General features: G+C 61.3%; 16 protein-coding genes. 6 read left to right on the top strand and 10 right to left on the bottom strand.

The annotated features are described in order from the left end of the window. From NKJ89_RS29570 to NKJ89_RS29545, 6 genes are all read right to left on the bottom strand, one after another. Positions 1 to 159: a hypothetical protein gene (locus NKJ89_RS29570; RefSeq protein ID WP_352607694.1), complete on the bottom strand. Its 159-nt coding sequence runs from the start codon at positions 157 to 159 to the stop codon at positions 1 to 3. 62 nt (positions 160 to 221) lie between these two features. After that, on the bottom strand, positions 222 to 689 hold the full coding sequence (locus NKJ89_RS29565; RefSeq protein WP_352607693.1) for a DUF1203 domain-containing protein: 468 nt from the start codon (positions 687 to 689) through the stop codon (positions 222 to 224). A gap of 121 nt (positions 690 to 810) precedes the next feature. Beyond that, positions 811 to 1,374 carry a GNAT family N-acetyltransferase gene (locus tag NKJ89_RS29560; protein ID WP_352486694.1) on the bottom strand — a complete coding sequence of 188 codons (564 nt, stop codon included), beginning with the start codon at positions 1,372 to 1,374 and terminating at the stop codon, positions 811 to 813. A gap of 5 nt (positions 1,375 to 1,379) precedes the next feature. Further along, the gene (sseA, locus tag NKJ89_RS29555; RefSeq protein ID WP_352607691.1) at positions 1,380 to 2,231 is read right to left on the bottom strand and encodes a 3-mercaptopyruvate sulfurtransferase; all 852 of its coding nucleotides are present in this window, start codon (positions 2,229 to 2,231) and stop codon (positions 1,380 to 1,382) included. A 39-nt stretch (positions 2,232 to 2,270) separates the two neighbouring features. Continuing rightward, positions 2,271 to 3,014: an alanyl-tRNA editing protein gene (locus NKJ89_RS29550; RefSeq protein WP_352607689.1), complete on the bottom strand. Its 744-nt coding sequence runs from the start codon at positions 3,012 to 3,014 to the stop codon at positions 2,271 to 2,273. Next, complete coding sequence (locus NKJ89_RS29545; RefSeq protein ID WP_352607687.1) at positions 3,014 to 4,048, bottom strand: cysteine synthase A; 1,035 nt, start codon at positions 4,046 to 4,048, stop codon at positions 3,014 to 3,016. Before NKJ89_RS29545 ends, NKJ89_RS29550 begins: the two co-directional genes overlap by 1 nt. Positions 4,049 to 4,275: 227 nt before the next feature. Here NKJ89_RS29545 and NKJ89_RS29540 point away from each other — a divergent pair, with 227 nt between their 5' ends. Then, positions 4,276 to 5,097, top strand: a complete 822-nt coding sequence (locus NKJ89_RS29540; RefSeq protein WP_023757949.1) for an SDR family oxidoreductase — start codon at positions 4,276 to 4,278, stop codon at positions 5,095 to 5,097. A gap of 79 nt (positions 5,098 to 5,176) precedes the next feature. Continuing rightward, a complete protein-coding gene (locus NKJ89_RS29535; protein WP_352607685.1) occupies positions 5,177 to 6,151 on the top strand; it encodes an alpha/beta hydrolase in 975 nt (324 codons plus the stop codon). A 102-nt stretch (positions 6,152 to 6,253) separates the two neighbouring features. On the opposite strand, the gene NKJ89_RS29530 is transcribed toward NKJ89_RS29535, so the two are convergent. Then, on the bottom strand, positions 6,254 to 7,669 hold the full coding sequence (locus NKJ89_RS29530; protein WP_352607683.1) for a DEAD/DEAH box helicase: 1,416 nt from the start codon (positions 7,667 to 7,669) through the stop codon (positions 6,254 to 6,256). Between the two features lie 409 nt (positions 7,670 to 8,078). Between NKJ89_RS29530 and NKJ89_RS29525 the strand changes: the two genes are divergently transcribed. After that, a complete protein-coding gene (locus NKJ89_RS29525; protein WP_352607681.1) occupies positions 8,079 to 9,611 on the top strand; it encodes an acyl-CoA carboxylase subunit beta in 1,533 nt (510 codons plus the stop codon). Positions 9,612 to 9,615: 4 nt separating this feature from the next. Here the strand turns inward: NKJ89_RS29525 and NKJ89_RS29520 are convergent, their stop codons facing one another. Continuing rightward, the gene (locus tag NKJ89_RS29520) at positions 9,616 to 11,148 is read right to left on the bottom strand and encodes an NAD(P)H-hydrate dehydratase (RefSeq protein ID WP_352607679.1); all 1,533 of its coding nucleotides are present in this window, start codon (positions 11,146 to 11,148) and stop codon (positions 9,616 to 9,618) included. Positions 11,149 to 11,500: 352 nt separating this feature from the next. Between NKJ89_RS29520 and NKJ89_RS29515 the strand changes: the two genes are divergently transcribed. Together NKJ89_RS29515 and glnA are read left to right on the top strand one after the other, a co-directional pair. Further along, positions 11,501 to 11,839 (top strand): P-II family nitrogen regulator, encoded by a 339-nt coding sequence (locus NKJ89_RS29515; protein WP_006205430.1) that lies wholly within the window; start codon positions 11,501 to 11,503, stop codon positions 11,837 to 11,839. 61 nt (positions 11,840 to 11,900) lie between these two features. After that, the gene (gene glnA / locus NKJ89_RS29510; protein WP_023757955.1) at positions 11,901 to 13,310 is read left to right on the top strand and encodes a type I glutamate--ammonia ligase; all 1,410 of its coding nucleotides are present in this window, start codon (positions 11,901 to 11,903) and stop codon (positions 13,308 to 13,310) included. Positions 13,311 to 14,373: 1,063 nt separating this feature from the next. Here glnA and NKJ89_RS29505 read toward each other — a convergent pair. Continuing rightward, positions 14,374 to 15,414 carry a glutamine synthetase beta-grasp domain-containing protein gene (locus NKJ89_RS29505; RefSeq protein WP_023757956.1) on the bottom strand — a complete coding sequence of 347 codons (1,041 nt, stop codon included), beginning with the start codon at positions 15,412 to 15,414 and terminating at the stop codon, positions 14,374 to 14,376. A gap of 315 nt (positions 15,415 to 15,729) precedes the next feature. Between NKJ89_RS29505 and NKJ89_RS29500 the strand changes: the two genes are divergently transcribed. Beyond that, a complete protein-coding gene (locus NKJ89_RS29500; protein ID WP_023757957.1) occupies positions 15,730 to 15,927 on the top strand; it encodes a DUF2735 domain-containing protein in 198 nt (65 codons plus the stop codon). Between the two features lie 80 nt (positions 15,928 to 16,007). Here the strand turns inward: NKJ89_RS29500 and NKJ89_RS29495 are convergent, their stop codons facing one another. After that, positions 16,008 to 17,897 carry an MFS transporter gene (locus NKJ89_RS29495; protein ID WP_352607677.1) on the bottom strand — a complete coding sequence of 630 codons (1,890 nt, stop codon included), beginning with the start codon at positions 17,895 to 17,897 and terminating at the stop codon, positions 16,008 to 16,010. Positions 17,898 to 17,961: the final 64 nt, after the last annotated feature.

Genomic DNA, 17,961 nt, shown 5'->3' with positions numbered 1-17,961 from the left:
TCACAAAAAGACACCTTCCTCCAGTCTCGCCCGCCGGTTCACACTGGCGGGTTTTTCTTTGCGACCGAAGCAGGCAACAAAAAAGCGGAGCCAAAGCCCCGCTTCCTCGATGTCGAGATTTGCCGCCGGTTCATCCGCGGTCGGCCAATCGATCGACAATCGCTTTCTAGCGCGATTATACGACGGGAGTACGACAGCATCTCCCATTGGCGATCCCAGCTTCACGCGCGCTCGATGCGGCACTGGTAGCAATTGTTGCGCGCCGAGCGAACATGGACGTAGGCGATATCGTCGCGCTCGAATAGCGTCTCTGCGCGTGCGGCAATTGCTTCGGTCGGGATGACACCGCCGCTGCCGTAGACGATGCGATTGTCCCTGCCATAGCCGCGCACGATGTAGTCGGGACTTTCGAGAATCGCGGGAAGCACCTCGCTCCCGGCGGCGCGTTCGCATTCTTCGGCATGCAGAAAGATCGGCCCGGTCTCGGCGTAGGGCTGAAGCTCCGCGAATGGCCGGTACGCCAGGACGAGGTAAGCGTCTCCAGCATCGATGTTCTTCAGACAGTGCCGGCAAGGCACGCCGTCGCCGTCGGAGATCTTTCGCTCGGGCGTGTTGCCGTAAGCATCGGGACCGCCGCGCTGCAGGCCCCTGACATCGTCGGTCGGCAAGGCTTTGAACTGGATGGTCATGGTGAAACTCTCCGGTGTCGTTGACCGGAAATTATGCCGCCAACTCCGCGCTTCCCACCCGATTCCTGCCAAGGTGCAGGACCGATCGGTTCTCAGCAATCAGTCCTGATTGCAGCTGGCGTCACGGCCGCATGACGCTGGCCGAACGCTCGGCGAAAGGCATCGGATGCACCGTCTCCTTCTTCTGCGCCACAGGTGCAAAGCCGAGCTTCTGATAAAGTGGCAGCGCCGCCGGATGATCGAGCGTGCAGGTCTGCACCGTCACTCGCTTCGGCCCATACGACCATGCGGCTGCGATCGCGGAGCCCAGGAACCAGCGACCGATGCCTTGCCCGGTTGCATGTTCCATCATGCCGAAATAAGCGAGCTCGACTTCTTCCGGCAGATGCGGCTTGAGATCGAAAAAGCCGGCTGGTGCGCCGTCGAGGTAGAGCACCCTGATATCACGATCCTCGCGGTGGATACCGGCGGAAAGCTCGTCATCATCGAGCCTGAGAACATTGACCCAGTGCCATTTGCGCCCGACCCGGTCCATCAGATAGCGGTAGAAATGCAGCGGGATGTCCTTGGTCTTCAGCAGCGCGACCTGACGATTATAGGGCACAGGCGGCGTATAGGCCGGAGGCACATGCATTTCGAGGAACGTCACTGTGACCTCGATGTCTTCCAGCACGCCGTTTTCCATCGTCGTCATTCCTTGCCGGTCACGACGGGCGTGTCGGAAAGCCCACCCCACTCCGTCCATGAGCCGTCGTAAAGCCTGTTGTCGGTATGGCCAAGTGTTTCCAGCGCCAGCGTCACCACCGCTGCTGTAATACCGGAGCCACATGAGGTGACGACAGGTTTCGACAGATCGATGCCGGCCTGCTCTATCACCTTGCGCAGCCGGTCCTTCGACAACAGCTCGCCATTTTCCGACAGCGCCGAATAGGGCAAATTTCGCGCGCCAGGCATATGACCGGAGCGGATGCCCGCGCGCGGTTCAGGCTCCGCGCCAGTGAAGCGGCCCGCCCCACGGGCGTCGGCGATTTGGCTTTCCCCAGTGTCGACGATCCGGCGCATGTCGGCGAGGCTGGCGACCCGACTCGCGTCGAAATCGGCATGGAACACGCATGGCGCGATCTTCGTCGGTTCGGCCGTCACCGGTCGGCCAGCCGCCTTCCACCCATCGAAGCCGCCGTCCAGAATATAGGTCTGGAAGACGCCCATTACCCGGAACATCCACCATGCCCGAGGCGCAGAGAAGAAACCCGGGCCGTCATAGACGACGATGGTGTCGTCCGCCGAAACGCCCATGGCGCCGACATACTGGGCGAAGTCCTGCGGCGACGGCAACATGTGCGGCAGTGGCGAGTCCGGGTCGGAAACCGCGTCCTGATCCAGGAACCGCGCGCCCGGAATGTGCGCCGCATCGTATTCGCCGCGCGCATCGCGCTTTTGCGCCGGGAGATACCAGGACGCATCGACAATCGTCAGGCCCGGCTCGCCGAGACGCTGTTGCAGCCAGTCCGCATCGACGGTGAAAGGGCTGTCCTCGGCCATTTTTATCCTCCTTGTTTCGCCTCGCGAACGGCTAGCATATCAGTTCGCCGGCATCGGACCGAAGCGGATGCGGAAACGCCTGTTTTCGCGGCCTTTCTTCTCGATCTTGCCGATGTGGATTTCACCGACTTCGCCGGTGCTCTTCACATGGGTACCGCCGCAGGGTTGGCTGTCCACCGAAGCGTTATCGCCGATGCACACGAGACGGATATTGCCGGTGCCGACCGGGGGCCGGACGTTCTTGGATTTGACCAGGCCAGGATTGGCGGCCAGGTCCTCGTCGCTGATCAACCTGGTGAAGATCGGGTGGTCGGCCCGCACCAGGTCCATCAGGCTCGCTGTCACCTCCTCCTTGGAGAAGCTGGCATCCGGCATGTCGAAGTCGACACGGCTGTCGTCCTCGGAAACCGCGGCACCCGTAATCGGAAACGGACAGACGACCGAGAGCAGATGGCAGGCCGAATGCATGCGCATCAAAAAATGCCGCCGCTCCCAGTCGATCGCCAGCCTCACCTTCTCGCCGATCCGTGGCGCCGCTTGCTCCGGCGTCGGCACATGGATGATCTCGTCCTTGGTCTCGCCCGTAATTGCGACGGCAATGGCGATGCGGCTGCCGTCGCCGCGCTCGATGTGACCGGTATCGCCCGGTTGGCCGCCCGATGTGGCGTAGAAGATCGTGCGATCGAGGATGATGGCGCCGCGGTCGTTGACGGCAACGACCGTCGCATCCGCCCTGCGCAGATAGGCGTCGTCGCGAAACAGCGCGTCCGTCCTGTGCGCCATCACGCGACCTTTTCGAACGGCACCGAAATCTTGCTCTTCAGCTCCATCCAGCCCGGCACCGGCAGCTGCTTCTCGCGCAGGAATTCCGGGTTGAACAGCTTCGACTGGTAGCGTGAGCCGTAGTCGCAAAGAATGGTCACGATCGTGTGGCCGGGGCCAAGTTCGCGCGCCAGATGGATCGCGCCGGCAATGTTGATGCCGGTCGAGCCGCCGACGCAGAGGCCTTCTTCCTGGATCAAGTCGAAGACGATCGGAAGCGCATCCTCGTCGGGAATCTGGAAGGAAAAATCCGGCGTGAACCCTTCGAGATTGGCGGTGATGCGCCCCTGCCCGATGCCTTCGGTGATCGAGCTGCCTTCGGACTTCAGCTCGCCGCTGGTGTAGAAGGAGTAGAGCGCGGCGCCCAGCGGATCGGCGAGCGCGATCTTCACGTCCTTGCTTTTCGCCCTTAGCCCGAAGGCGACGCCGGCCAGCGTTCCGCCCGAGCCGACCGCCGAGACAAAGCCGTCGACCTTGCCGCCGGTCTGGTTCCAGATTTCCTCGGCCGTGGTGCGGATATGGCCGTCACGATTCGCCACATTGTCGAACTGGTTGGCCCAGATGGCGCCATTCGGTTCCGTCCGCGCCATCTGCTCTGCCAAGCGGCCGGACAGCTTCACATAGTTGTTGGGGTTCTTGTACGGCACCGCGGGCACTTCGATCAGCTCGGCGCCGAGCAGTTTGATCGTGTCTTTCTTTTCCTGGCTCTGCGTGTCGGGAATGACGATGACGGTGCGGTAGCCGAGCGCCTTGGCAACCAGCGTCAGTCCGATGCCGGTGTTGCCGGCCGTTCCCTCGACGATGACGCCGCCGGGCTTCAGCAGCCCGCGCTGCTCGGCGTCGCGGATGATGAACAGACCCGCGCGATCCTTGACCGACTGGCCCGGATTCATGAATTCGGCCTTGCCCAGGATCTCGCAGCCTGTTTGTTCAGAAGCCTTGTTGAGGCGGATCAGAGGCGTGTTGCCGATCGCGTCGATCACAGAACGGAGCATTCAGGATTCCTTGTTTAGGTGCGCCGAAACCCTAGAAACCCGAAGCTTCGGTTTCAAGGCAAGAATTTGTCTGGTCCAGTCGCAATTGCGGCACTGTTGTTGCGTCGACGCTTTCCAAGACCAGCCCCTATCGCCACTGTTCATTTTCCGACCGACGTTGAAAAGCAGCTTTTCATTCGATTTCTTCATCGCTAGAGCAAAGCACCAACAAGTCGACAGGGCGCAGCATGACACTTTACCGGGCCAACCCGAAGCACGGCGTCGCCTGGATCACGGGCGGCAGCAGCGGCATCGGCCGTTCGCTCGCCAGGGATCTTGCTTCCCAGGGTTATGCCGTGGCGGTGACGGCGCTCGACGACGATCCGATCGACACGCTTGTCGTCGAGACGGCGCAGATGCCGGGCAGTGTGACCGCCTTTCCCTGCGACGTCACCGACGAACCGCGCATGGCAAGAACCGTCGCCGCGATCGAGAAGGAGCTCGGTCCCATCGTGCTCGCCATCTTCAATGCCGGAAACTACATTTCGACGCCGGGTGAAAATCTTGTCGTCAACGACTTTCGCCGGTCCTTCGAGGTCAACTATTTCGGCATCATCAATGGCCTGGTGCCTGTCATCGAACGCATGCGCGTGCGGGCGCGCGGCCATGTCGTACTGGTCGGCTCCGTCACGTCCTATTTCGGCTGGCCGACAACGGCCGCCTATGGCGGCACCAAGGCGGCAATCAACATCCTGGCCGAATCGCTGAAGTATGATTTCGACAAGATGAACGTGCGCATCCAGGTGTTCAATCCTGGCTTCATCGATACCCCGCTGACCGAGAAGAACATGCTGCCGATGCCGGGACTGATGCCGGTCAGCCGCGCGTCGCGCCGCATGGCGCGGGGCATCAAGTCCGGCGGTTTCGAAGTCACCTTCCCGCGCCGGACAAGCTGGCCCCTGAAACTGCTTAGCGTGTTGCCGAGGCCGCTTTGCAGAGGGTTTATCAGCCTGATGACCAGTTGGAAGGCGCGGCCGCTGCATTACGACCGCAAGCCGCCAATCGAATAGGTAAGCCGTCGAAGTTGGCAAGCACCCGCTTCGGGCGGGTGACAGCCATGGGTTGAGAGATTGTTGCGTGGAGCCAGAGATGGGGCGACGGATCGTGCTTGCTGTGCTGGGCCTTGCCGCCATTCTCGCACTGGCCGTCGTGCTCGGTCCGCGCGTTCCCGTCGACACCACGATACGCTTCGATCCCTTGGTCATCGGCGACGATCCGCAGGCCTATGTGGCAAAGGTGGAAGCCGCCACACCGGGAATCCGCGACGGGCTGGAGAAAGAGATCGTCTGGGCCAATCCGATGGTGCATGCCAGGACGCCGCTGTCGATCGTCTACATCCACGGCTTTTCCGCATCGAAGGGCGAGGTCCGCCCGCTGCCCGATGAAGTGGCCGACCAGCTCGACGCCAACCTGTTCTACACCCGCCTTACCGGACACGGGCAGGATGGCGCGGCGATGACGCAAGGCAGCATCAATGCCTGGGTCAACGATTTTGAGGAGGCGCTCGCCATCGGCCGGGCGATCGGCGACAAGGTGATCGTCATCTCGACCTCGACCGGCGGCTCGCTGGCGACATGGGCGGCAACGCAGCCGGGCGCATCGGACGGGGTTGCCGCGATCGCGTTCATCTCGCCAAACTTCGGCGTGAAAGCGTCCGGCGCCGAGATACTGACCATGCCATGGGGAAAACAGATCGCCAGGCTGGTCGCCGGCAAGGAACACAGCTTTTTGCCGCGCAACGCGCTGCATGAAAAATTCTGGACCACCCGCTACCCGATCGAAGCGACCTTGCCGATGCAGGCGCTGACCGAGCTTGCCTATGGCGCCCCGGTGGAAAAGGCGACCATCCCCGCTTTGTTCATCTTTTCGGATTCGGACAAAGTGGTGCGGCCCGACCGCACCCGCGAGATCGCCGGGCGCTGGGGCGCTCCGTGTGAACTGGTCCCGGTCGATGATACGGGCGACATAGACAATCACGTTATCGCCGGCGACGCGCTTTCGCCATCGACCACGACCTTTCTGGCGCAAAGGATCGCCGTCTGGATCGAGGCGGTGGTGAAGTAAGTTTACGAAAAAGGGCGACCGAAGCATCGCTTCAGCCGCCCTTTCCCGGTCGGTCTCGGCAATCAGCCATGCTACGCTTGACTGATTAAAACGCGGCCTGGCTTACGCAGCCCGCGCCGCCGGACGCTTGCCGCCGAAGCGGCGCTTGTTGTTGCCTTTAAAGGCCGGCTTGGCGCCTTCCGGCTTGCGCTCGCCGGCGAAGGCCGGCTTGTCGCCGAAGCGCTTTTTGCCAAAACCGTTGCCTTTGTTCTCGCCACCGGGCCGCCTGCCGTCGCGACGACCATTGCGGTCGTTGGCCGGCTCGAATCGTTCGTTCTTTTCAGCCGGATTGCGCAGCGGATCGGGGCTGCCGAGATGGTCGGCAACGATCGGCAGTTTGGTGCGGATGATGCGCTCGACCTGGCGCAGCTTGCTGTTCTCGGAAGGATCGCAAAGCGTAATCGCAATGCCGTCCATGCCGTTGCGGCCGGTACGGCCGATGCGGTGGACATAGCTTTCCGCTTCGTCCGGCAGGTCGAAATTCACGACATGGCTGATGCCGGGCACGTCGATGCCGCGCGCAGCGATGTCGGTCGCCACCAGAATGCGCACCGAACCCTCGCGGAAATCGTTGAGCGCCTTCTGGCGGGCATTCTGCGACTTGTTGCCGTGGATGACGGCGGCCTTGAAGCCGTCGCGCTCGAGGTCCTTGGTCACCCTGTCGGCACCATGCTTGGTGCGCGAAAAGATAATGACGGACTTCATCGCCTCGTCGGCGAGCATCGTCGACAGCACCTGGCGCTTCTGCTTGGTACGGGCAAAGACGACACCTTGCACGATTTCGGCCGCTGCCGTGCTTTGCGGCGCGACTTCGACACGGATCGGGTTTTTCAGCAGGCCCTTCGCCAGTTCGGCGATCTCATTGGGCATGGTCGCCGAGAACAGCACCGTCTGACGGTCGGGCGCGGTCGCCTTGGCGATGCGCTTGACGTCATTGATGAAGCCCATGTCGAGCATGCGGTCGCCTTCGTCGAGCACCAGCCATTTGGTGTCGGCAAGCATGAGGTCGCCTTCACGCACCAGATCGGTCAACCGGCCGGGCGTTGCGATCAGGATGTCGACGCCGGGCGCAACCTTCTTCACCTGGCTGAAGCGGGAGACGCCGCCCAGCACGAGCGCGGTCGAGACATGCGCGCCCTTGGCGAGGATCTTGATCGTATCCTCGATCTGCACGGCGAGTTCGCGCGTTGGTGCCAGAATCAGCGCACGCGCCGTCTTAGGCCGGCGCTTGGTGCCAAGTGCAATGATCTTCGACAGGATCGGCAGCGCGAAGGCTGCGGTCTTGCCGGAGCCGGTCTGGGCGATGCCGAAAATGTCGCGGCCTTCCATTTGCGGCGGGATCGCCTGCGCCTGGATCGGCTTCGGTTCGGTGAAACCGGCGTTATGGGTGGCCTTGAGCAGCGCGCCCGAAATACCCAGTGCGGCGAAACCGGTAAGTTCCGCAGTGTTGCTACCGGGCAAAGTGTTTTGGTTGGTCAAAATAATCTTCTTTCACGCGGCTTCTGGCCGCAAACATCGATGGCGGCAGGGCGCAACCTGCCGTCGAACAAATTGTCATGGAACGACAAGGCGGCGGACGTTTCCGTCCGCGCGGCTGCGCTGTCGTGCCCGCAGGCATCATGCCACGGGGCTTTTTCGCCACTTTGTGATGTACCGGAAAGAGGGGCCGATATACCGGAAAAGAGGGAAAACAGACGCAACCAGTCTCATTCGTCGAGAAGGCCGGATTGTCCCGGCCCAAGCGCCTATGTCGCCGCATATGGCCCAGTTCGCTGTCAAATGCAAGGGGCGTCATGCTGCAGTGCAACAAAACCCACGGCGTAAGCGGCGCTTGCGCTCGCCTGCAGGCACGATTACCACGAAATGCCGCTGGCCTGGGAGGTAATCGATGAAGGACGTGCTGAAGGAACTCGAGCGCCGGCGCGAGATCGCCCGCATGGGTGGCGGCCAGGCGCGCATCGATGCCCAGCACAAGAAGGGCAAGCTCACCGCGCGCGAACGCATCGAGGTGTTTCTCGACGAAGGCTCGTTCGAGGAATTCGACATGTATGTCGAGCACCGCTCGACCGATTTCGGCATGGAGAAGACCAAGATCGCCGGCGACGGCGTGGTCACCGGTTGGGGCACCATCAATGGTCGTCCGGTCTACCTCTTCGCCAAGGACTTTACCGTGTTCGGCGGCTCGCTGTCGGAAGCGCATGCCGAGAAGGTCATCAAGGTGCAGGAGATGGCGCTGCGCAACCGTGCGCCGATCATCGGGCTATACGATGCCGGTGGCGCGCGAATCCAGGAGGGCGTTGCGGCACTCGGCGGTTATGCCGAGATCTTTCAGCGCAACGTGCTCGCCTCCGGCGTCATTCCGCAAATTTCTGTCATCATGGGTCCTTGCGCCGGCGGTGATGTCTATTCGCCTGCGATGACCGACTTCATCTTCATGGTGCGCGACACCTCCTACATGTTCGTCACCGGGCCGGATGTGGTGAAGACCGTGACCAACGAAACGGTGACCGCCGAGAGCCTCGGCGGCGCTTCCGTCCACACGACGAAATCCTCCATCGCCGACGGCGCGTACGACAATGACGTCGAGGCGTTGCTGCAGATGCGCCGGCTGATCGACCTGCTGCCGGCCTCCAACACATCGGAGCTTCCCGAAATCGAATGCTATCAGTCGGTGACCGACCATGATTTGTCGCTCGACCGGCTGATCCCCGACAACACCAACAAGCCCTACGACATCAAGGAACTGATCCTGAAAGTCGCCGATGAAGGCGACTTCTTCGAGATCCAGCAGAATTTCGCGAAAAACATCGTCACCGGTCTCGGCCGTATCGAGGGCCGCACGGTCGGCTTCGTCGCCAACCAGCCGATGGTGCTGGCCGGCGTGCTCGATTCCGATGCGAGCCGCAAGGCCGCGCGCTTCGTGCGCTTCTGCGATTGTTTTTCGATCCCGATCGTCACCTTCGTCGACGTGCCCGGCTTCCTGCCCGGCACGGCGCAGGAGTATGGCGGGCTAATCAAGCATGGCGCCAAGCTTCTCTTCGCCTATGCCGAGGCCACCGTGCCGAAGATCACCGTCATCACCAGAAAAGCCTATGGCGGCGCCTATGACGTGATGGCGTCAAAGCATCTGCGCGGCGACATGAACTATGCCTGGCCGACGGCGCAGATCGCGGTGATGGGTGCACGGGGCGCGGTCGAGATCATCTATCGCAAGGACATCGGCGATGCCGAAAAGATCGCAGCGCATACAAAGACTTACGAGGATCGCTTCCTGTCGCCTTTCGTCGCCGCCGAGCGCGGCTATGTCGACGAGGTGATCATGCCGCACTCGACCCGCCGCCGCATCGCACGGGCGCTGCGCATGCTGCGCAACAAGGACATGCAGAACCCCTGGAAGAAGCACGACAACATTCCGCTGTGAGTAACTACCGCGCTTCGAAGAGTTCGCGCAGCACCGGCACCAGCGCTAGCGGCAGATCCTCGGCGATCAGACCGGGTCCGAAACGGCTGCCGGCTTCGGCATGCAGCCACACCGCAGCGCAAGTCCCCTCGAAGGGCGGCATGGCTTGCGCCAGGAGACCGGCAATGATGCCGGACAACACGTCGCCTGACCCGGCAGTGGCCAGCCATGGAGCGCCGTTGGAATTGATCGCTGCCCTGCCATCGGGAGCAGCAATCACCGTGTCAGCGCCCTTGTAGACGATGACGGCATTGGCCCGTGCTGCGGCCGCTCGCGCCTTGGCCAGTTTCGACAGGGTCATGACGCCGGCGATGTCAGGAAACAATCGGCCGAATTCACCCTCATGCGGCGTTATCACCAATGCCGGCGCGTTCGGCTGACGGGCGACTTCGAACAGTGCCTGGGGCTGGTGAGCCAGCGACGTGATGGCGTCGGCATCCAGGACGATCGCATCTGCGTGGCTTGCGGTCGCCGATGCGCGCGCACCATCCGCCAAAGCCTTGATCAGTTGCAGGGCAAAATCGCCGACCTTGGGTTTTGGGCCGAGCCCCGGTCCGAACACCAGTGCTTCGGGATGGCGCGCCATCAGGAATTCCTGCACCTCTCCGAGCGAGCCCGCTTGCCGCAGCATGATGGAGGTCAGGTGTGTCGCATTGACCTGCATGGCATTGGCTGGCGACAGCACGGTGACCGCCCCTGCCCCGCTTCTCGCCGCGGCGAGCGCCGACAGCCGCGCGGCGCCCGTGGCGCTGGGGCCACCGGAAAAGACGCCGACATGGCCGCGCTTGTATTTGTGCGCGTCGACCGCCGGCACGGGAAATTCCTGCAACCACAGGTTTGGCACATTCTCGAAAGTCGAGACAGCGAGTTGGGCGATGATGTCGTCGCCGATGCCGATATCGGCAAGCACGATTTCACCGCATTGTCCGCGTCCTGGGAGCAGCAGGTGGCCAGGCTTTTTCCGCGCGAAGGTGACTGTGATCTCGGCGCGAAACGCCCTGCCCAATATTTCGCCGCCGGCTCCCGAGACGCCAGACGGCAGGTCGACCGCGATCACAGGCAAGCCCAAGGCGGTAGCGGTATCTATGGCCTTGGCGGCATCGCCAGACAGCGACTTGGACAGCCCTGCGCCATAGAGCGCGTCGACCACGATCGAGCCGGTCTCGGCATCAAATCCAGACAGCGGCCGCGGCTTGATCGGGCATTGCGCAGCGGCGAGCTCCGCATCGCTTTCCGGTCTTGGTGCTCCGGATGCCCAGATTGTGGTGCGCACACCGCTGTCGGCCAGGATGCGCGCGACGACGTAGCCATCACCGCCATTGTTGCCTGGGCCGCACAGCACATGGACATGCGTCGCCGAGGGATAGCGCTTGAGAACCTCGGCCGCGACCGCCTGGCCGGCTCTGCGCATCAGGCCGATACCGTCGGCGGGACCAGCGGCAACCGTAAGCCGATCTGCCTCGTTCATTTCTGAAGGAACAAGAAGTTCGTTGCTCATGGATTGCCGATCCGCATTCGATCAAGCATTGTCCAATTTTCGATCCGAAGCAAACAAGGGGGAGTTGCCGAGATCTGCGGCCACATTGTTGGCACGAAGGCACAGGATTGCCTGAAGGATAGGCGATATGCCTAGTTTTTGGGCAGATGCAGTTGGCGTTGCCGTGTAGTCTCCGGCAGCCCGTGCCGCTTCCGGTACAGGGAATGACGTGAATTTGTATCCAGGTGCGGTGCGACTTTGAAATCGTGTGATACTGCTTCGAATCCGTCCAATTGGCACAGTTCGTGCTAGATCGAAGCGCAAGCGGGGGGTTCACAACCCGTTTTTTTTGGCAGTGGAGGCCACTTTTTACATGAAAAAGATCGAAGCGATCATCAAGCCATTCAAGCTGGACGAAGTGAAGGAAGCGCTTCAGGAGGCCGGACTGCAGGGCATTACTGTTACCGAGGCAAAGGGCTTCGGTCGTCAGAAGGGTCATACCGAGCTCTACCGCGGCGCCGAATATGTCGTCGATTTCCTGCCCAAGGTGAAAATCGAGGTGGTGCTTGGCGACGATGCGGTCGAAGGCGCGATCGAGGCCATCCGCAAGGCCGCCCAGACCGGCCGTATTGGCGACGGCAAAATCTTCGTTTCCAATATCGAGGAAGTCGTGCGAATCCGTACCGGCGAAACAGGCATGGACGCGGTCTGACCCGACCCGGCATTCTCCTAACGTCATCATAAAAAAACGTCATCACACAGGGATACATGACATGACGACAGCCAAAGACATCATGAAGCAGATTAAGGACAACGACGTGAAATTCGTCGACCTGCGCTTCACAGACCCGAAGGGCAAGCTGCAGCACGTGACGATGGATGTCATCGAGGTCGAGGAAGACATGTTCGCCGACGGCGTCATGTTCGACGGATCGTCGATTGCCGGCTGGAAGGCCATCAACGAGTCCGACATGGTGCTGATGCCTGATCCGGACACCGTCCACATGGACCCGTTCTTCGCCCAGTCGACCATGGTCATCCTGTGTGACATCCTCGATCCGGTTTCGGGTGAATCCTACAACCGCGATCCGCGCGGTACGGCCAAGAAGGCCGAGGCCTACATGAAATCGGAAGGCATCGGCGACACCATCTATGTCGGCCCGGAAGCCGAGTTCTTCGTGTTCGACGACGTGAAGTACAAGGCCGACCCGTACAACACCGGTTTCAAGCTCGACTCGACCGAACTGCCGTCGAATGACGACACGGACTACGAGACCGGCAATCTCGGCCACCGTCCGCGCATCAAGGGCGGTTATTTCCCGGTGCCGCCGATCGACAGTGCGCAGGACATGCGCTCGGAAATGCTGACCGTGCTGGCCGAGATGGGCGTGCGCGTCGAAAAGCATCACCATGAGGTGGCGGCTGCGCAACACGAACTCGGCATCAAGTTCGACACGCTGGTCCGCAACGCCGACAAGATGCTGATCTACAAATATGTCGTGCACCAGGTCGCCAACGCCTATGGCAAGACGGCCACCTTCATGCCGAAGCCGATCTTCGGCGACAACGGCTCGGGCATGCACGTCCACCAGTCGATCTGGAAGGGCGGCAAGCCGACCTTCGCCGGCAACGAATATGCCGGCCTTTCGGAGAGCTGCCTGTTCTACATCGGCGGCATCATCAAGCACGCCAAGGCGATCAACGCCTTCACCAATCCGCTGACCAACTCCTATAAGCGCCTGGTTCCGGGTTATGAAGCGCCGGTGCTGCTCGCCTATTCGGCGCGCAATCGCTCGGCCTCCTGCCGCATCCCGTTCGGCTCGTCGCCCAAGTCCAAGCGCGTCGAGGTCCGTTTCCCCGATCCAGGCGCGAACCCCTACCTCGCTTTCGCCGCCATGCTGATGGCCGGGCTCGATGGCATCAAGAACAAGATCCATCCCGGCCAACCGATGGACAAGGACCTTTACGACCTGCCGCCGAAGGAGTTGAAGAAGATCCCGACCGTCTGCGGTTCGCTGCGTGAAGCGCTGCAGAGCCTCGACAAGGACCGCGGCTTCCTGAAGGCCGGCGGCGTCTTCGACGACGACCAGATCGACAGCTACATCGAGCTGAAGATGGCCGAGGTGATGCGCTTCGAAATGACCCCGCATCCGGTCGAATACGACATGTACTACTCCGTCTGAGATTGACTCTCAGACTAAAGGTTCAGCGTAATGTTCAAGCCCTTGAAAGATTTTCTCTTTCAAGGGCTCTTTGCTGCACTCCGATAGTCGTGCCTGCCGTCGGCCCGCTCTCGCTGTCGCCCGCTGCAGATGGGCAACGCTTTTTGCGTTTTGTTTTTTGACGATCGTGTGTGTGCCGTGGTCCACGGGCGCTGGATCCATCGGCAAGCACGGCACGTCAATCCGGTGACGCCGTCTCAGGTCAGCAAGATCTGGTGAGTGACAAGCGGATCACTGTTCGAGCCCGAACATGGAGCCAGGAGCGAGCGGCGCACTGTCTCAGGCTACAGTGACCGCTCGTCCGGCGCCCCCCGCCAATGCCGCCGTTCAAGAAAACCCCGCCCGTCCGAACAGCATTGCGTGACGTAACCCCAAGAACTGCGAATTCGCATGCTGCGCTGCAACCTGTCAACGCCGCCATGAGGGCTGCGGATAGCCGATTTCGCAACGTGAACAGGTGCTTATGGGAGGGTCTTTGCCACAAATAAGTGCTGGAAAGCGCTGTTTTCCGGGCTTTTTTGACAGGTAATCGCCGGAACTGCCAAGTCGGCGACCGGAACGTCGCAGGGATTGCGATCGCCCGAATTGCCTGACTTTTTCTGGGTATGTTCCGGCCGGGATGCGATCTGCCGGTTAATGGGAAAAGAACCCGGGTCCTTGGCTGGGGTTCTTGCGTGCGGGCCGGACGCACGCTGCATTCTGGATCGCAGCGGCAAGCCGCCGCCCGGACAGCAAACCTCATGGCAAGCAATACTGCGCGGCTCAGCCGGCGGGCACAACGATCCGCCCCAGAGGAATGCATTCGAGCAGGCCAGCCTGGTGGGAATAGATCCGGACTACGCCAGAAAATGGTGCTTCGATTTCTGTGACAATGTGAAGGCCGCGCTTCAGGCCTTTCGGTAGAGCGAGCGGCGCGCCAAAGTTCCATTACAAAAAGAACCCCAGCTTTCGCCGGGGTTCTTGCTTGGGAAGACCGTAGGATGGGCCTGAGACGGTCACGGCAGGTTTCCGCCGTGACGAAGGCTCAAGCCGCGGCCGAGACCTGGGCGCTTGCCGGCACCGAGGCGATCGTCTTCAGGATCTGCGAGGCGATCTGGTAGGGGTCACCCTGCGAGTTCGGGCGGCGGTCTTCCAGATAACCCTTGTAGTCGTTGTTGATGAAGGAATGCGGCACGCGGATCGAGGCGCCGCGGTCGGCGATGCCGTAGCTGAACCTGTTCCACGGCGCGGTCTCGTGCTTGCCGGTCAAACGCTTGTCGTTGTCCGGGCCGTAGACGGCGATGTGATCCATCAGGTTCTTGTCGAAAGCCGCCATCAGCGCTTCGAAATAGGCCTTGCCGCCGACTTCGCGCATATAGGCGGTCGAGAAGTTGGCGTGCATGCCCGAGCCGTTCCAGTCGGTGTCGCCAAGTGGCTTGCAGTGGTATTCGATGTCGATGCCGTATTTCTCGGTCAGGCGCTGCATCAGGTAGCGGGCCATCCACATCTGGTCGGCGGCCTTCTTGGAGCCCTTGCCGAAAATCTGGAATTCCCACTGGCCCTTGGCCACTTCGGCGTTGATGCCTTCATGGTTGATGCCGGCGGCGAGGCAGAGGTCGAGATGTTCCTCGACGATCTGGCGCGCGACGGAGCCGACATTGGAATAACCGACGCCGGTGTAGTACGGGCCCTGCGGTGCGGGATAGCCGCTCTCCGGGAAGCCGAGCGGGCGGCCGTCCTTGTAGAAGAAATATTCCTGCTCGAAGCCGAACCAAGCGCCCTCGTCGTCGAGGATGGTGGCGCGCTTGTTGGAAGCATGCGGCGTCACACCATCGGGCATCATGACTTCGCACATGACCAGCACGCCGTTGGTGCGGGCGGGGTCCGGATAGACGGCGACCGGCTTCAGCACGCAGTCGGAGCTGTGCCCCTCGGCCTGCTGGGTCGAGGAACCATCAAAGCCCCATAGCGGCAACTGCTCGAGCGTCGGGAATTCGGCAAATTCCTTGATCTGCGTTTTGCCGCGAAGGTTGGGAACCGGCGTGTATCCATCGAGCCAAATGTACTCGAGCTTGTATTTCGTCATTCTAGCCTCTCGTTGCTTGATCACCGAACCTGGATGACGCAGGCGCGCCGAGCCATCCAGCAGCCCAGCTGCCAAGTCGATAAAATGCAATTCGTGTGCCATTTCCGCTGCGCTGGGTGCGTCAAAAATGCCAGTTCACATCTGAGATGCAACCAAGCCGCCTAAGCAATGCGCCAAGATCGACCAAAGACAAAATCTGCATAAATAACAGGCAACTATTGATCTTTCCTTAGGCATCTTGCCTAAATGGTTCGCAGGACTTACCTTCATGCAAAGATGAATCGACAAGGGTCCGCAGAAGGAAGGAGACAGCCAATGGAGATCACGTCAGCCCGTCCGTCGGCAAAAATCCTGATGTTCCCGGTGGCATCGCGCATGACTGCCTCAAATTTAGGCGTAAAGGCTAAGTTCGCGGCAGAGCTTGCCTCTTTGCGCGATCACCCGCTCGACCATGGCGAGGCCTGGTACCATGAGGCTGCCATCGCGGAAGCCGAACTACCTCGCAAGAGCTAGCTAGACGTCTCCGAACCATACAACAGAAAAACCCGGCGCGATTGCTCGCGCCGGGTTTTTCTTTAGCCGCTTCAGCCCGCCTACTCCTTGGCGTGCAGATCGGTGCCGAGCGTATCCTTCACGAAGATCATGCCGATGACCAGCGACATCGCCGCGATCACCACCGGATACCAGAGGCCATAATATATGTCGCCCTTGTAAGCGCTCAGCGCGAACACCGTTGCCGGCAGCAGGCCTCCGAACCAGCCATTGCCGATGTGGTAGGGCAGCGACATACCGGTGTAGCGAATGCGAGTCGGGAACATCTCGACCAGGATCGCCGCGATCGGCCCGTAGACCATGGTCACGAACAGGACCAGGATGAACAGGATACCGATGGTCATTGGCCAGTTGACGGCCGCCGGGTCGGCAAACATGGCGAAGGCGCCGCCAGCCGGGATGTTGTAGACGGTGACTTCAGGCGCACCCGCTGCTTCATCGGTGGTCAGCAACTTGTCCTTCACCGCCTGGTCAACCGGCACAATAGCCTTTTCACCGGCGCGGATCGCGGCAGCGTCCAGCTTCAGTTCCGGGTTGGCGGCGACAAACGCGTCGAGCTTCTGGTCCGCAACCTTGATCGCCGCACGCTTCAGCGGATAGCCTCCGTCTTTCAGAGCCATGTTGACGGCTTTCACGAAGGCTGCGTCCTTGGCCTTGGCCTGATCGCCAGCGGCGACAGCGTCATAGGAAGCCACCGTTTCGTTGCCGATCCTGACCGACGCGGCTGTTCCGGCCGCAGCCGTCGACACCACGTCATAAGGAACCGAGTTCTTGGTCAGGAACGACGTTGCGATGTCACAGGACGTCGTGAACTTCGCCGTGCCGACCGGATTGAACTGGAACCTGCAGTCGCTGGGTGCAGCCGTCACCGTCGCGCGCGTGTTCTGCTGCGCCGTGGCAAGCGCAGGATTTGCAGCCCAGGTCAGCGCCTTGAACAGCGGGAAGGTGCAGACAATCGCCAGAGCAAGACCCGCCATGATGATCGGCTTGCGGCCGATCTTGTCGGAGAGCCAGCCGAAGACGACGAAGAAGATCGAACCGACCGCCAATGCGATGGCGATCATGATGTTTACCGACTGCGCGTCGACCTTAAGCACGTTGGTCAGAAAGAACAGCGCATAGAACTGGCCGTTGTACCAGACCACGGCCTGACCGGCGGTGAGGCCGAGCAGCGCCAGCAGGGCAATCCTGGCATTCTTCCATTGGCCGAAGGCTTCCGTGAGCGGCGCCTTGGAGCCCTTGCCCTCATCCTTCATGCGCTGGAAGGTCGGCGATTCGGAGAGCGAAAGCCGGATCCAGATCGAGATGCCGAGCAGCAGGAAGGAGACGATGAACGGAATACGCCAGCCCCAGGCGGCATAGCTTTCCTTGCTCAATGAAGCCTGTACGATCAGGATCACAACCAGCGATAGAAACAGGCCGAGCGTCGCCGTCGTCTGGATCCAGGAAGTGTAGTAGCCACGCCGGTTGTCTGGGGCGTGCTCGGCGACGTAAGTGGCCGCGCCGCCATATTCGCCGCCCAGCGCCAGGCCCTGCAGCATGCGCAGGATGATCAGGATCACCGGGGCGGCTATACCCAAGGTCGCATAACCAGGCAGCAGACCGACCAGGAAGGTCGACAGGCCCATAATCGTCATGGTGACAAGGAACGTATATTTACGGCCTACAAGGTCGCCGATGCGGCCGAACAGCAGTGCGCCGAACGGGCGCACCAGGAAGCCGGCCGCGAAAGCCAGCAGCGCGAAGATATTACGCGTCGCTTCCGGAATGGTCGGACTGAAAAACGTCGAGCCGATGAACACTGCGAGCGAGCCGTAGAGATAGAAATCGTACCATTCGAAAACGGTGCCGAGCGAGGAAGCGAAGATGACCTTCTTCTCTTCCCGCGTCATGCCGCGGCTCGTTCCGCCGGCGGTCGATGCCATTGCCATTGTGTTTTCCTCCCGTGAGACCCGTTGACCTCGAAGCTGCGCGGCAACATCCGTGTTCTCCTCC

It is taken from the genome of Mesorhizobium sp. M0047 (genome assembly GCF_040323315.1).
GTDB lineage: Bacteria > Pseudomonadota > Alphaproteobacteria > Rhizobiales > Rhizobiaceae > Mesorhizobium.
The sequence above is the reverse complement of the archived record's forward strand: the minus strand, read 5'-3'. Positions and strand labels throughout refer to the sequence as shown.

Bases quoted from the DNA above. Each gene is read 5' to 3' on its own strand.
- NKJ89_RS29565 (WP_352607693.1), bottom strand. From the start codon at position 689: ATGACCATCCAGTTCAAAGCCTTGCCGACCGACGATGTCAGGGGCCTG.
- NKJ89_RS29560 (WP_352486694.1), bottom strand. From the start codon at position 1,374: ATGGAAAACGGCGTGCTGGAAGACATCGAGGTCACAGTGACGTTCCTC.
- sseA (WP_352607691.1), bottom strand. From the start codon at position 2,231: ATGGCCGAGGACAGCCCTTTCACCGTCGATGCGGACTGGCTGCAACAG.
- NKJ89_RS29550 (WP_352607689.1), bottom strand. From the start codon at position 3,014: ATGGCGCACAGGACGGACGCGCTGTTTCGCGACGACGCCTATCTGCGC.
- NKJ89_RS29545 (WP_352607687.1), bottom strand. From the start codon at position 4,048: ATGCTCCGTTCTGTGATCGACGCGATCGGCAACACGCCTCTGATCCGC.
- NKJ89_RS29540 (WP_023757949.1), top strand. From the start codon at position 4,276: ATGACACTTTACCGGGCCAACCCGAAGCACGGCGTCGCCTGGATCACG.
- NKJ89_RS29535 (WP_352607685.1), top strand. From the start codon at position 5,177: ATGGGGCGACGGATCGTGCTTGCTGTGCTGGGCCTTGCCGCCATTCTC.
- NKJ89_RS29525 (WP_352607681.1), top strand. From the start codon at position 8,079: ATGAAGGACGTGCTGAAGGAACTCGAGCGCCGGCGCGAGATCGCCCGC.
- NKJ89_RS29520 (WP_352607679.1), bottom strand. From the start codon at position 11,148: ATGAGCAACGAACTTCTTGTTCCTTCAGAAATGAACGAGGCAGATCGG.
- NKJ89_RS29515 (WP_006205430.1), top strand. From the start codon at position 11,501: ATGAAAAAGATCGAAGCGATCATCAAGCCATTCAAGCTGGACGAAGTG.
- glnA (WP_023757955.1), top strand. From the start codon at position 11,901: ATGACGACAGCCAAAGACATCATGAAGCAGATTAAGGACAACGACGTG.
- NKJ89_RS29505 (WP_023757956.1), bottom strand. From the start codon at position 15,414: ATGACGAAATACAAGCTCGAGTACATTTGGCTCGATGGATACACGCCG.
- NKJ89_RS29500 (WP_023757957.1), top strand. From the start codon at position 15,730: ATGGAGATCACGTCAGCCCGTCCGTCGGCAAAAATCCTGATGTTCCCG.
- NKJ89_RS29495 (WP_352607677.1), bottom strand. From the start codon at position 17,897: ATGGCAATGGCATCGACCGCCGGCGGAACGAGCCGCGGCATGACGCGG.